The 13,005-nt window shown below is 71.3% G+C and carries 14 protein-coding genes; 9 read left to right on the top strand and 5 right to left on the bottom strand.

Annotation, left to right across the window (positions count from 1 at the left end):
- Window positions 1-14: 14 nt before the first annotated feature.
- The gene (locus tag ACWD38_RS00530) at window positions 15-272 is read left to right on the top strand and encodes a helix-turn-helix domain-containing protein (RefSeq protein ID WP_184479236.1); all 258 of its coding nucleotides are present in this window, start codon (window positions 15-17) and stop codon (window positions 270-272) included.
- A gap of 275 nt (window positions 273-547) precedes the next feature.
- Here ACWD38_RS00530 and ACWD38_RS00525 read toward each other — a convergent pair whose 3' ends face one another.
- From ACWD38_RS00525 to ACWD38_RS00510, 4 genes are all read right to left on the bottom strand, one after another.
- Window positions 548-1,738 carry an RtcB family protein gene (locus tag ACWD38_RS00525; protein WP_343071379.1) on the bottom strand — a complete coding sequence of 397 codons (1,191 nt, stop codon included), beginning with the start codon at window positions 1,736-1,738 and terminating at the stop codon, window positions 548-550.
- A gap of 238 nt (window positions 1,739-1,976) precedes the next feature.
- Window positions 1,977-2,420 (bottom strand): DUF6314 family protein, encoded by a 444-nt coding sequence (locus ACWD38_RS00520; RefSeq protein ID WP_184479235.1) that lies wholly within the window; start codon window positions 2,418-2,420, stop codon window positions 1,977-1,979.
- Window positions 2,417-3,115 (bottom strand): MSMEG_4193 family putative phosphomutase, encoded by a 699-nt coding sequence (locus ACWD38_RS00515; protein WP_184479234.1) that lies wholly within the window; start codon window positions 3,113-3,115, stop codon window positions 2,417-2,419. Before ACWD38_RS00515 ends, ACWD38_RS00520 begins: the two co-directional genes overlap by 4 nt.
- Window positions 3,116-3,237: 122 nt before the next feature.
- Window positions 3,238-4,083 carry an undecaprenyl-diphosphate phosphatase gene (locus ACWD38_RS00510; RefSeq protein WP_343071378.1) on the bottom strand — a complete coding sequence of 282 codons (846 nt, stop codon included), beginning with the start codon at window positions 4,081-4,083 and terminating at the stop codon, window positions 3,238-3,240.
- 356 nt (window positions 4,084-4,439) lie between these two features.
- On the opposite strand from ACWD38_RS00510, the gene ACWD38_RS00505 reads away from it, so the two are divergent.
- The 6 genes from ACWD38_RS00505 (at window position 4,440) to ACWD38_RS00480 (ending at window position 10,222) form a co-directional block, all read left to right on the top strand.
- The gene (locus ACWD38_RS00505; RefSeq protein ID WP_450122999.1) at window positions 4,440-5,408 is read left to right on the top strand and encodes a YncE family protein; all 969 of its coding nucleotides are present in this window, start codon (window positions 4,440-4,442) and stop codon (window positions 5,406-5,408) included.
- On the top strand, window positions 5,405-5,677 hold the full coding sequence (locus ACWD38_RS00500; protein ID WP_246456790.1) for a DUF5703 family protein: 273 nt from the start codon (window positions 5,405-5,407) through the stop codon (window positions 5,675-5,677). The genes ACWD38_RS00505 and ACWD38_RS00500 overlap by 4 nt, the downstream gene beginning before the upstream one ends.
- A gap of 58 nt (window positions 5,678-5,735) precedes the next feature.
- Window positions 5,736-7,328 (top strand): N-acyl-D-amino-acid deacylase family protein, encoded by a 1,593-nt coding sequence (locus ACWD38_RS00495; RefSeq protein WP_343071377.1) that lies wholly within the window; start codon window positions 5,736-5,738, stop codon window positions 7,326-7,328.
- Window positions 7,329-7,635: 307 nt separating this feature from the next.
- Window positions 7,636-8,250 carry an acyl-CoA-like ligand-binding transcription factor gene (locus ACWD38_RS00490; protein WP_450123092.1) on the top strand — a complete coding sequence of 205 codons (615 nt, stop codon included), beginning with the start codon at window positions 7,636-7,638 and terminating at the stop codon, window positions 8,248-8,250.
- 69 nt (window positions 8,251-8,319) lie between these two features.
- On the top strand, window positions 8,320-9,828 hold the full coding sequence (locus tag ACWD38_RS00485) for an FAD-dependent monooxygenase (RefSeq protein WP_450122998.1): 1,509 nt from the start codon (window positions 8,320-8,322) through the stop codon (window positions 9,826-9,828).
- Between the two features lie 232 nt (window positions 9,829-10,060).
- Window positions 10,061-10,222 carry a hypothetical protein gene (locus ACWD38_RS00480; protein ID WP_184479231.1) on the top strand — a complete coding sequence of 54 codons (162 nt, stop codon included), beginning with the start codon at window positions 10,061-10,063 and terminating at the stop codon, window positions 10,220-10,222.
- A 154-nt stretch (window positions 10,223-10,376) separates the two neighbouring features.
- Here the strand turns inward: ACWD38_RS00480 and ACWD38_RS00475 are convergent, their stop codons facing one another.
- On the bottom strand, window positions 10,377-11,102 hold the full coding sequence (locus tag ACWD38_RS00475) for a TetR family transcriptional regulator (protein ID WP_184479230.1): 726 nt from the start codon (window positions 11,100-11,102) through the stop codon (window positions 10,377-10,379).
- 146 nt (window positions 11,103-11,248) lie between these two features.
- On the opposite strand from ACWD38_RS00475, the gene ACWD38_RS00470 reads away from it, so the two are divergent.
- On the top strand, window positions 11,249-12,406 hold the full coding sequence (locus ACWD38_RS00470) for an acyl-CoA dehydrogenase family protein (RefSeq protein ID WP_184479229.1): 1,158 nt from the start codon (window positions 11,249-11,251) through the stop codon (window positions 12,404-12,406).
- 164 nt (window positions 12,407-12,570) lie between these two features.
- Complete coding sequence (locus ACWD38_RS00465; protein WP_184479228.1) at window positions 12,571-13,005, top strand: DoxX family protein; 435 nt, start codon at window positions 12,571-12,573, stop codon at window positions 13,003-13,005.

Below are 13,005 nucleotides of genomic sequence, written 5' to 3'. Positions count from 1 at the left end.
GTATGATCCCGGGCATGGTGCGCGTACCGCTGAGCCCGGACGAACGAACCCGCGGTGAGAACCTCGGCCGACTCCTGCGCTCCGCACGCGGCGACCGCAGCATCATCGACGTCGCCACCGGCGCCGGAATCTCCGCCGAAACCCTCCGCAAGATCGAAACCGGACGCATCCCCACCCCCGCGTTCTTCACCGTCGCCGCCGTCGCCGCCGAAGTCGGCCTCTCCCTCGACGTGCTGCACACCGAAACCACCCCCGCAGCCCGCACCGCCTGAAGCCCCGGAGCGATCGGCCGATCTGCCCTTGATCTTGCCCCTCCGCGTGAGCGGCGTTCCTCGTCCTTTCCTTGTCAGCGGCGAAGCCGCTGAGCAGTGACCGGCTTGAGCAGGCCGACCACCGGCGGGTTCTCAGGTGTCTTCTCGCGAGGACGGCTTTTCCCTCGTGGCGGAGAGCCACTCGGGAAAAAGATCCCGCAGTGAGAAGACACCTGAGGTTCCGCTGAGCGGACCCGTGCGCAGGCCGACACCGAAGCCAGGTGCACACCACCCCGCTAGCCCTTCACGCACACCACCTGCTTGAGGTGCGCGACGACCTCCACGAGGTCCGTCTGCGCCCGCATGACCTCGTTGATGTCCTTGTACGCGGCCGGAATCTCGTCCACCACGCCCGCGTCCTTGCGGCACTCCACGCCCTCGGTCTGCGCCACCAGGTCCGCCGCCGTGAACTCCCGGCGCGCCCTCGTGCGCGACATCGCCCGGCCGGCACCGTGTGACGCCGAGGCGAACGACTCCGGGTTCCCCAATCCCCGCACGATGAACGAACCCGTGCCCATGCTGCCCGGGATGATTCCCAGGTCCCCGCTGCCGGCACGGATCGCTCCCTTGCGCGTCACCAGCAGCTCCACCCCGTCGTAGGACTCCTGCGCGACGTAGTTGTGGTGGCAGGAGATCGGCTCGTCGAACCGGGTGCCGGGCACCGTGGCCGCCAGCGCCCGCTGCACCAGCGACACCATCACCGCCCGATTCCGCCGCGCGTACTCCTGCGCCCAGAACAGGTCCCGCCGGTAGGACTCCATCTGCGGTGTGCCCGCCACGAACACGGCCAGGTCCCGATCAGGCAGATCCGCGTTGTGCGGCAACGACCGCGCGACCTCGATGTGGCGCTGCGCCAGCTCCTTGCCGATGTTGCGCGACCCCGAGTGCAGCATCAACCACACCCGCCCCGCGTCCGCGCCGCCCTGCTCCAAGCACACCTCGATGAAGTGGTTGCCACCGCCGAGGCTGCCCAACTGCCGCAACGCCCTGCTCCGGCGGTCGCGCACCCCTTCGTGCAGCTCGCCGAACCGGCCCCAGAACCCGTCCCACCCGGACTCACCGCCCACCGGCGACACGTCCACCGGCTCGTCGTGCATCGAGAACCCCACCGGCACCGCCGACTCGATCCGCCGCCGCAACCGCCCCAGGTCATCCGGCAGGTCCGCGGCCCGCAACGACGTGCGCACCGCGCTCATCCCGCACCCGATGTCGACCCCCACCGCCGCCGGCGACACCGCATCACGCATCGCGATCACGCTGCCCACCGTCGCGCCCTTGCCCAAGTGCACGTCCGGCATCACCGCCAGGCCGTGCACCCACGGCAGGTTCGCGATGTTGCGCAGCTGCTCCATCGCCGCGGTCTCCACCCGCGCCGGATCCGCCCACATCCGGATCGGCACCGAAGCACCGCCGACCACACCGGCCACCACTACCTCCCCAGAACCACCGGGAGGCCACGCCTCCCGGGACAAGACAACGAAAAAGGCCCGAGCCACCCGACCCGGACCTCACCACCGCACCTGCGGCAGCGTCAGAACACGCCCCCTCGCGCGGGCGACCCGGACCACGAACGCGACGACCGCCGCACCGGACCACCTCCCTCGACTCCGACCGCACCGATCATGACGGTCCGCGGAACCCGCCCGCAAACGAATTTCCGCACCGCTACCCGGCGACGCGCACGAAATCCGTCGTCAACGTGTGCGCCTTCGCCGGACCCGCCACCCGCCACTGCTGCCACCACGCGTCCGGGCCCGACACCACGAACTCGCCCCGGTACAGGTCGGCCCGGCACGGGTGCTCCACCTGCCACCGGCCCGACCGCAGATCCAGATCGTGGAAGAAGTCCCCGTAGTCGAAGAACACCGACGCCCGACCGGGACCCGTCACCCGGTAGCGCAAGGTGCGCTGCGCGGAACCCCGATGCGCCCCCAGCACCAGCTCACCGCGCTCCCGGTACACCAACGACCCGTCGGGCTCGGCCGCGAACACCGCCTCGCCCTCGAAGCCACCCAGCCGGTCACCCGCGTCATCGACGATCCCGCGCGCCACGCCCCACGTGCCGGTGAAGAACGCCGCCACGTCCTCGACCGCGAAGCCGCCGGTCACGACGCCGCGCCCGACGATCCCGTCGAACCACCCACCACCGCGTCCGAGGAGGACGCCTCCTTCGGGGGCAGCAACGCCGACACGTCCGCACCTGTGTCGTTCACCTTCACCACGAACGGCCGCGTCTCCGTGTACCGCACGACGCTCAACGAGCACGGATCCACCACGATCCGCTGAAAACCATCCAGGTGCAGACCCAGCGCATCCGCCAACACGGACTTGATCACATCGCCGTGCGAGCAGGCCAGCCACACCGCGTTCGGGCCGAACTCCGCCGAGACCCGCGCGTCGTGCTCCCGGATCGCGGCCACCGCGCGCGCCTGCACCTGGGCCAAACCCTCACCGCCGGGGAACACCGCCGCCGACGGGTGCTGCTGCACCACCGACCACAACGACTCCCCCGTCAGCTCCGAGACCTTCCGCCCCGTCCACTGCCCGTAGTCCACCTCGGACAACCGCTCGTCCACCACCGGTTCCAGCCCGCGCGACGCCGCGAACTCCCGCACCGTCTCCGCACACCGCTGCAACGGCGAGACCACCACCGACGACACCGGAACCTCACCCAACCGCGCCCCCAGGCCGGCCACCTGCGACGTGCCCGTCGCATCCAGCCCCACCCCGGGGCTGCGCCCGGCGAGGACCCCCGAACCGTTCGCCGCCGACCGTGCGTGCCTGAGCAAGATGAGAGTCGCCACGACCGCCGAGGGTAACGACAACGCACCACCCGGGTCTCGCGGCGGGGTCCGATCGCACACCCCGAAAAGCACAGCGGCCCGGCGCCACCGGGCACCGGGCCGCCGCGCGGGCGAACCGCAGATCAGGGCTGCATCACACCGAAGCCCAACAACGCGAACACCAGCAGACCGAGCCCGATCCGGTACCAGACGAACAAGTACACGCTGTGGCGCTCCACGAACCGCAACAACCACGCGATGCAGGCGAAACCGACCACACCCGCGACGACCGTCGCCACGATCATCTGCACCCCCGAAGGCTGCAGACCCGGACCGCCCTCGAACACGTGCGGGATCTCCGAGAGCCCCGCCGCGAACACCGCCGGAATCGCCAGCAGGAACGAGAACCGCACCGCCGTCGGCCGCGTCAACCCCAGCGACAGGCCCGCGGTGATCGTACCCCCGGAACGGGACACGCCCGGAATCAACGCCAACGACTGCGCCAAGCCCATCAGCACGCCATCGCGCATCGTGAGCTCGTCCTGCGCCCGCACCTGCCTGCCGAACCGCTCAGCGAGTCCCAGCAGCACGCCGAACACGATCAGCATCGCCCCGGTCACCCACAGGCTCCGCAACGCGCCCCGGATCATGTCCTGGAACAACAACCCCAGAACCGCGATCGGAATGCTGCCCACGATCACGAACCACGCCAACCGGTAGTCCTGCGTCCGCCGCACCTCGGCATTCACCAGACCCCGGAACCACGTTCCGACCAACCGCACGATGTCCTTCGCGAAGAAGATCACCACGGCCAGTTCCGTCCCGATCTGCGTCACCGCGGTGAACGACGCACCCGCGTCCACACCGAAGAACAACTCCGAGACGATCCGCAAATGCCCTGACGACGAAATCGGCAGGAACTCGGTCAGACCCTGGACCACGGCGAGCACCATGGCCTGCAACCACGACAACTGAACCCACTCCAGCACATTTCGAGAGATGAACAAGGCGCGCACCGGCCACGCACCCGGGGCGAACGCCTCCCCCTCGATCGCAAATCTTGCAACACCGCCCGCACCCTCCCGTGACCACCCCGGCCCCACCACCCACCAGCGACGACCACGCCCCCACCACTGCGCACCCGCCCCACCGGCCGACACGAACACTCGGCGAACCCGCCGTGAACGCCACGCCACCCCCGAACCCCTGGCCCACCCCCACCCGCCGATGCCATGCTGGACGTTTACCCCCGCACACCGGGGGTGGGCGGACGACCACCACACCAAATCAGGAATCCTGGAGCGGCCACCGCCCGAACCACGGGCGCACGCACATGGAGGACCCCTTGCGCCGACTGGTCGCCGCCTGCATCACCGCCACCGTGCTCACCGGCTGCGGCAGCGTCGGCGCCGACGACCCGCTGCAAGTCACCGACACCCTCACGGCCGCCGAACCCGCCCACGCGCCCCGCGCGGCCACCACGCCCGCGGGCAACGTCCGGCCCGCACCGCCCACCACCCTCACCACCCACCTGCCGGGCATCCTCGCCACCGTGCACGAGCGCACCGTGTCCCTCTACGACACCCGCGACCTCAACCGCCCGCCCCGCACCCTCGAGCTGCCCGGCACCCCCGCCACGCTGCGCGCCACGCCCGACGGCCACCTGCTCGCGCCCCAACCCGACGCCGACCTCGTCGCGCGCATCGACCCGGCCACCGCCACCGCCGAACAACTCCGCTACCCCGGCGGCCCCCTCGACGCCACCCCCGTGCCCGGCGGACTCGCCGTCGCCCTGCGCGCGGACAACACCATCGCCCTGCCCGGCGGCGCCCGAGCGACCGGCTTCCAACGCCCCGCCGAACTGCTCACCCTCAACGGCGAAGTCCACGTCCTCGACACCCTCACCACCTCGCTGACGCCCATCGACATCACCACCGGCGACAAGCAACCCGCCCTGCGCGCGGGCACCGGCGCCACCCGCACCACCGCCGACCGCTACGGCCGCGTCCTGGCCGTCGACACCCGCGGCGAGGAACTCCTCGCGTTCGACACCAAGCCGCTGATCATGAAACAGCGCTACCCCGTCCCCGGCGCCCCCTACGGCCTCGCCTACGACCCCGCCCGCGACCTCGCCTGGATCACCCTCACCGCGACCAACGAACTCGTCGGCTACGACATCGCAGGCGGCGAGCCCCGCGAAGTGCACCGCATGCCCACCGTCGAGCAACCCGACTCCGTGACCGTCGACCCCGACACCGGGCGCGTCTACGTCGCCTCGGCCACCGGGGCAGGACTACAGGTGGTGACGCCATGAGCGATGAACAGGACCCCGAAACCTCTTCCCTGCCCGCCCCCGCCACCGGCGGGGTGCGGGACGTCGGCTGGACCGACGACAAGTGGGAATACCGCCCGCTGCGGCTGCCTCCCGGCATCACGCGGCCCAGCGCCGCCACCCAGCTGAGCATCCACGCCGAGTTCTCCGGCTGGGAGCTGTCGCGAGTGCTGCTCTACGCCGACGGCACCCGCAAGGTCTGGCTGCGCCGCAGGCGCAGCACCCCCGGCATCCCCGAACTGCTCACCTGACGACCGGCCCCGGTGGTCACCGGCACACTGGGACGACCCGACGCCCCAGGAGACCCGCGTGACCGCACCCGAGCCGCCCGCGCTCCTGACCCCCGTCCTCCTGCCCCCCGTTCTCCTGACCGGAGCGCGACTCGTCGACGGCACCGGCACCGCCCCGCGCGAAGCCGACGTCCTGATCACCGGCAGCACCATCACCGCCGTCGAACCGCCCGGCATCCTCCCCGCGCACGGCGCCGTCGAGGACCTCACCGGGCTCACCCTCGCGCCCGGCTTCATCGACGCCCACTCCCACGCCGACAACGCACCGCTGCTCACCGAGGACGACACCACCAAGATCCTGCAAGGCGTCACCACCGAGGTCGTCGGCAACTGCGGGTTCAGCCTCGCCCCGCGCAGCACCGCACACGCCGGCACCCTCGGCGACTTCCTGCGCCGCCTGTTCCCGCCGACCGAGTTCACCTGGTCGAACTTCCAGGACCTGTTCGCCCGCACCGACGCCGCCGGGTACGTCACCAACCACTGCCCCCTGGTGGGGCACGGCAGCCTGCGCATCGCCGCCACCGGCACCTCCGACCGCCCTGCCGACGACACGGCGCTGCACGCCATGCGCGCCGCACTGGAGGAAGGCATGTCGGCGGGCGCCTTCGGCCTCTCCAGCGGACTCGGCTACCCGCCGGCGATGTTCGCGAGCACCCGCGAACTCGCCGCCGTGGCCGAAGTCCTCGGCGGCGACGGGCTCTACGCCACCCACCTGCGCGACGAAGGCGCCCACCTGCAGGACTCCATCGACGAAGCGCTGCGCATCGGCCAGGTCGCGGGGCGCACCCAGCTGTCCCACCTCAAGGCCGCCGGGCGCGACAACTGGGGTGCGATGGCGGCCGCGCTGACCCGGATCGCCCGCGCCCGGCACACCGGAGCCGAAGTCCTGCAAGACGTCTACCCCTACACCGCCTCCTCGACGATGCTCACCGCACTGCTGCCCGCCGACTTCCTCGGCACCGATCCCGACACCCTCATCGCCCGGCTGTCCGGCAAGGCGGGGCGGGCCGAGCTGCGCGCGGAACTCGGCGGGCGCGACGACTGGGACGACATCCTCGTCGCCACCACCGCCGGTCACCAGGACGAAGGCCGCACGCTCGCCGAACTCGCGGCCGAGCGGGCGACCGGGCCGGTCGACGTGCTCGCCGACCTGCTCGTGCGGGAACGGCTCCGGGTGGCGATGATCCACTTCTCGATGCAGGACACCGATCTGCGCCAGGCGCTGGCCGACGAGCACACCATGATCGGATCGGACGGCCTGCCGCCCGGCAACGGCGGCAAGCCGCACCCGCGGTTGCACGGGACCTTCCCGCGCGTGCTCGGGCGCTACTGCCGCGACCTCGGCCTGCTCTCGCTGCCGGAGGCCGTGCGCAAGATGACCTCGTTGCCCGCGCGGGCGTTCCGCATCCCGAACCGGGGTCTCGTCGCTCCCGGTCAGGTTGCCGACCTCGTCGCCTTCGACTCCGCGACCGTGCGCGACGTCGGCGGCTACCGCGACCCCGTCCACCCGCCGGCCGGAATCCGGCGGGTGTGGCTGGGCGGTCGTCTCGTGGTCGACCGCGGCCGCTACCTGGGCGGCAGGAACGGCCGACGGCTCACCCCGAGCCACTGACTCGTCGTCCTGGCCTTGTGTTGTGAGGTGTTGCGCTTGGAGCGTTGATTTCATCTGACACTGATCTTGTTGCGAGTATTGCATGAGCATGTTGCATCGCCGCTGTCGGAACTCAGCGGCGCCAGGGATCGCCCGTCTGCGGCGATGCTGTTCAGGGCGGGGATGCGCGGACGGAGAGCTCACCTGCGATGGCCCCGCAGGTGCGGACCCGTCGCCGCTCGCGCTGCAGTGATGAAGCGCAGTGCATCACCAAACTTTCCACGATGGAAACTTTGCAATTATGGAAAGTTCGGCTAGCGTGAGCGTCATGGTGATGGAGGACGGCGGGCTGCGCGAGCGCAAGAAGCGCGAGACCCGCCTCGCGTTGAGCCAGGCCACCATCCGGCTCGCCCTGGAGCGCGGGTTCGACGACGTTTCGGTGGACGACATCGCCGCCGCGGCGAACGTCTCCGCGCGCACCTTCCGCAACTACTTCACGAGCAAGGCCGAAGCCGTCGTCGCAGCGCACGTCGAGCGCGGGCACCGCATCGTCGAGGTGCTGCGGGAACGCCCGGCTGACGAACCGCTCTGGGACGCGGTCACCCACGCGGTCCTCGCGCAGTTCGAGCCGCCGGAAGGCAGAACCGCCTCCCCGGCCGAGCAGCGGTACACCTCGGCGCTCCAGAGGCTGCTGGCCGAGCCCGCGATCCGGCACGAGGTGCAGCGCGCGCAGCTCACATCGCAGGACGAACTGGTCGCCGCCATCGCCGACCGCACCGGCGCCGACACCACCGACCTGTACCCGCAGGTCGTCGCCGCGGTGACCGGCACCGGCCTCGCCACGGCGATGGCGCACTGGACGCGTGACCCGACCCGGTCGCTGGTGTCCCTGCTGCGCGAGGTCTTCGCCCAGATCCGAACCGGGCTGCCCGAACCCCTATAGCGCCCGACCCGCCGACAAGAGCCCGCTCGACGGGCTCTCCAGCATGCCCGGAACGAGGGAGTGACGATCATGGACGTGGTCATCGTCGGTGGCGGACCCAACGGCATGATGCTCGCGTGCGAGCTCGCGCTCGGCGGTGTCCGCCCGATCGTGCTCGAACGCTCGACCGAGCCCAGTGAGGAACCCCGGTCCAACGGTCTCGTCGGGCAGGTCGTGCGGATGGTCGACCGCCGCGGGCTTTTCGAGCGGCTCAGCGACCGGCCCGGCCCGCCGCAGCCCAACAGCGGCTACTTCATGTTCGCCGCGATGCCGCTCGATCTCGGGCTGCTCGACGACAGCCCCCTCTACAACCTCCCGGTACCGGAGTCGACGCTCGTGCGGGTCTTGGCGGAACGCGCCGCGGCACTCGGTGCCGAGATCCGCCGCGGCCACGAGCTCACCGGTCTCGCCCAGGCCGACGACGGGGTCGCGCTCACCGTCCGCGGCCCCGCCGGGCGGGACTACGAGCTGCGCACGCGCTACGTCGTCGGCGCGGACGGCGCGCACAGCCCCGTCCGCAAGGCCGCGGGCATCGGCTTCCCCGGTGTCACCTACGACCGCACGACGAGCCGCACCGCGCACGCCGTCGTGCCGCACGATCGGCTCGACCCGACCACGGGCGCGCTGGAGGTGCCCGGTCACGGGCCGGTGCTGCCGTTCCTGCCGGTCCGCACCGCACGGGGCGGGTTCTCCTACGCGCCGCTGCCCGGCCTCCCGCCACTGGTCGCCACCGTCGAGTGGGACCAGCCCGCCTCCGGCGAGCCCCTGACCTTCGACGAGATGCGGGACAGCATCACCCGGGTGCTCGGCGTCGAGGTGCCGATCGAACCGCCGCCCGGCGAGGGTCCGCACGTGCTGCGGCGGATCAACGGCGGCAGCACCCGGGTCGCCGACCGGTACCGGGACGGCCGGGTCTTCCTCGTCGGCGACGCGGCGCACGTGTTCGCCGCCGGTGGCACCGGCCTCAACCTCGGCTTGCAGGACGCGATCAACCTGGGCTGGAAGCTCGCGGCCGCGATCAGGGGCGGCGCCGACGTCCTCGACACCTACGCTGCCGAGCGGCGCCCGATCGCCGACCGCGCCATCACGTACTCCCAGGCCCAGGCCGCGCTGCTCTCCCCCGGCGACGACATCACCGGCCTGCGTCGGCTGTTCGGCGAGCTGCTCACCCGATCGGACGTCGTGCGGGTCCTCGCCGACCTCGTCGCCGGCGCGGACGTGCGCTACCCGGTCGGTGACGGCGCCCATCCGCTCGCCGGCTGGCCCGCTCCCGATCTGACCCTTCGCACCGCCGGCGGGGCGGTCCGCCTGGCCGAGCTGGTCCGTGGCGGGACGCCTCTGCTGATCGACCTCTCCGAGCGCGGCGACCTGCGCGCCGACGGCATCGAGGTCGTGCGCGCCACGGCGGACACCGACGTCAGCGCGCTGCTGCTCCGCCCGGACTCCTACGTCGTGTGGGCGTCATCGGAGGCTCGCCCCGACCAGGAGGAGCTGCGCATCGCCGTCGAGCGGTGGTTCGGCGTCCCGGCCGACGCCTAGAACGGGCCCTCTCCGGGCTCCGCGAAGGCGACGTCGGCCGTGGCGGGCGACGAACCGGGACGGTCCCGGCCAGCGCTGCGGGCGCTCCAGCTCCTCGTCCACGGACATCCGAGCCATCGAGGTCCATTCCGGTGCACTGAAGGTATCGACGGCGTGGCGGGAGTGCGATCTACACCACTCCCCAGGACCATCGGCCGTACCCTCCCGAGACCCGAAGGACTAGGAGCAGACAGTGGAACCCGCCGAGCGAGACCGGGCCGACGCCCTCGACTCCCCCAGTGGGAGCGTGCACACCCTCATGCCGGAAGCCGCCATCCCAGCACAGCACCGGCAGCCGTGGCCCTACGACCTCGAAGAAACCGACGAGAGCCACCTGATCCGCGGCTACGACTGAACGTCGGCGCCGCACCGGCCGCACGCATCGGTTCACGACCGCCGAGCCCGCACCGCTCGGCGGTCCGTTCTCCTCAGCACTGCGTCACGCGGTTCCGCTCCAGCGATTCCAGCGGTGTGCCGAAGCGCGCGGCGAGCGTTGACACCAAGTGCCGTTACCGGCCGGCCTCGGGCAGACCCCGGAGCGCTTCCTCCAGCTGTTTGAGCACCGCCGCGGCGGGTGCCCCGGTGCGCACGACACCGACGACGACGTCCTCACCGGCGCCCTCCCAGGCCGAGGCCAGGCCGGTGCGCACGACCGCCAGAGCTCCGCGCAGCCGGGTGCGCGCGTCGAGCTCCGCGCCGCTCTTGAGCCATTCCCGCAGCACCTGGTTGTGCGCGGCCACGATCGCCGCCGCGGCCACCGCCGCCCGCAGCGCCCCGTCCTGCTCGTGGGCGTAGCGGCCCCGCAGGTAGCGGGCGAACGCCCGCTGGTAGCCGTCGGTGCTGGCGATCTCCTTGTCCCGCAACGACGACACCTGCCGGGTCAGCGCGAAGCGCTGCAGCGACACCTCGGGTTCGGCGAGGTAGGTGTCCAGCACCTCCTCGGCGGCCCGGCTCACCACCAGCAGCGGCTCCTCGGCACCGGTGGCGCCCTCCAGGAACTCCGCGACGTCGGCGAGCCGCTCCTCGTGATCACCGAACACGGCGTCCTCCTTGGACCGGAAGTACCGGAAGAAGGTGCGCCTGCCGACGCCCGCCGCCTCGGCGATCTGGTCCACCGTGGTCGCCTCGAACCCGTTGGCCGCGAACAGGTCCAGCGCCGCCAGCGACACCGTGCCGCGGATCCGGCGACGTCCCTGCGGAGTGCGACCGGCTCGCGGTCGGGGCTGCTCGGGCATGGCCGAAATATACCCACCCTGATTGTAGGTGGCACTGCGTGCCGTTAGGATTCCGGCGAACGAGGATGCGGCGCGGCAGCAGCCCGCGCACCCGGATCCGGCGATCACCACGACCCCAGCGGCACGCTGGAGACGGGAGGCAAGCGGTGAACCCGAACTTCGAGACCTACCGGCTGGCCGACGAGCACGACGCCCTGCGCGAAGCGGTGCGCGCACTCGCCGAGAAGGAGATCGCGCCGCACGCCGCCGACGTCGACGAGCAGGAGCGCTACCCCCAGGAAGCGCTCGACGCCCTGGTCAAGGCCGGTTTCGCCGCCGTGCACGTGCCCGAGGTCTACGGCGGCGAAGGCGCCGACTCCATCGCCACCTGCATCGTCATCGAGGAAGTCGCCCGCGTCTGCGCCTCGTCCTCGCTGATCCCCGCGGTGAACAAGCTCGGCACCATGCCGATCATCCTGTCCGGCTCCGAGGACCTCAAGAAGAAGGTCCTCGGCGACCTCGCCGCGGGCAACGCCACCGCCTCCTACGCGCTGTCGGAGCGCGAAGCCGGTTCCGACGCGGGCTCCATGAAGACCCGCGCCCACCGCGACGGCGACAACTGGGTGCTCAACGGCAGCAAGTGCTGGATCACCAACGGCGGCGTGTCCAGCTGGTACACCGTCATGGCCGTGACCGACCCCGACAAGGGCGCCAACGGCATCAGCGCGTTCGTCGTGCACAAGGACGACCCGGGCTTCGTCGTCGGCCCGAAGGAGAAGAAGCTCGGCATCAAGGGCTCGCCCACCGTGGAGCTCTACTTCGAGGACTGCACCATCCCCGGCGACCGCATCATCGGCGAGCCCGGCACCGGCTTCAAGACCGCGCTGCGCACCCTCGACCACACCCGCCCCACCATCGGCGCCCAGGCCATCGGCATCGCCCAGGGCGCACTGGACGCGGCGATCGACTACGTCAAGGAGCGCAAGCAGTTCGGCAAGTCCATCAGCGACTTCCAGGGCGTGCAGTTCATGCTCGCCGACATGGCGATGAAGATCGAGGCCGCCCGGCACATGGTCTACATCTCCGCGGCCCGCGCCGAGCGCGGTGAGGGCAATCTCGGGTTCATCTCCGCCGCCGCGAAGTGCTTCGCCTCCGACGTGGCCATGGAGGTCACCACCGACGCCGTGCAGCTTTTCGGCGGCGCCGGCTACACCCGCGACTTCCCGGTCGAACGGATGATGCGCGACGCCAAGATCACCCAGATCTACGAGGGCACCAACCAGATCCAGCGCATGGTGATGGCCCGGGCGCTGCTCAAGGGCTGACCCCGCGAGACGATCCGAGCACTCCCGAACCTGTGGCCCCCGGCATTGCCGGGGGCCACAGGCGTGTCCCGACCTGGAATGCCCGCCGCCGAACCCGCCCGCACACTGGAGCCCCCAGACACCTCTCCGACGCCGCACCAGCGCCGCGACATCCGGGAGAGCTCATGGACATCGCGCGAGACCTGTTCGCCTTCATCGCCCGGCTCGCCATCGGCATCGTGCTCATCGCCCACGGCCTGCAGAAGTTCCTCGGGCTCGGCATGCCGATGATCAGCGACGCCTTCGGGCGGCTGGGCATCCCGCTGCCCGCGATCGCCGCCTGGTTCACCGTGCTCGTCGAGATCGTCGGCGGCGCGCTGCTCATCCTCGGCCTGCTGCTGCCGATCGTCGGAGTGCTCATCGCACTGCTCATGGCCGGCGCGGCCTGGTTCGTGCACCTGCCCTACGGGCTGTTCAGCCCCAACGGCTACGAACTCGTGCTGGTCATCGGAGTCGCCGCGCTCGCCCTCGGGTTCAACGGCGGGCGCTGGTCGATCGACCACGGGCTGCTCAGCCGCTTCGCCCGCCGCGAACCGAGCCCGGCGGGCGACCGACGCTGA

It is taken from the genome of Saccharopolyspora sp. NPDC002578, from assembly GCF_053592695.1.
This window is presented reverse-complemented; position numbering and strand designations above follow the sequence as displayed.

Bases quoted from the DNA above. Each gene is read 5' to 3' on its own strand.
- ACWD38_RS00530 (WP_184479236.1), top strand. From the start codon at position 15: ATGGTGCGCGTACCGCTGAGCCCGGACGAACGAACCCGCGGTGAGAAC.
- ACWD38_RS00500 (WP_246456790.1), top strand. From the start codon at position 5,405: ATGAGCGATGAACAGGACCCCGAAACCTCTTCCCTGCCCGCCCCCGCC.
- ACWD38_RS00490 (WP_450123092.1), top strand. From the start codon at position 7,636: ATGGTGATGGAGGACGGCGGGCTGCGCGAGCGCAAGAAGCGCGAGACC.
- ACWD38_RS00485 (WP_450122998.1), top strand. From the start codon at position 8,320: ATGGACGTGGTCATCGTCGGTGGCGGACCCAACGGCATGATGCTCGCG.
- ACWD38_RS00475 (WP_184479230.1), bottom strand. From the start codon at position 11,102: ATGCCCGAGCAGCCCCGACCGCGAGCCGGTCGCACTCCGCAGGGACGT.
- ACWD38_RS00465 (WP_184479228.1), top strand. From the start codon at position 12,571: ATGGACATCGCGCGAGACCTGTTCGCCTTCATCGCCCGGCTCGCCATC.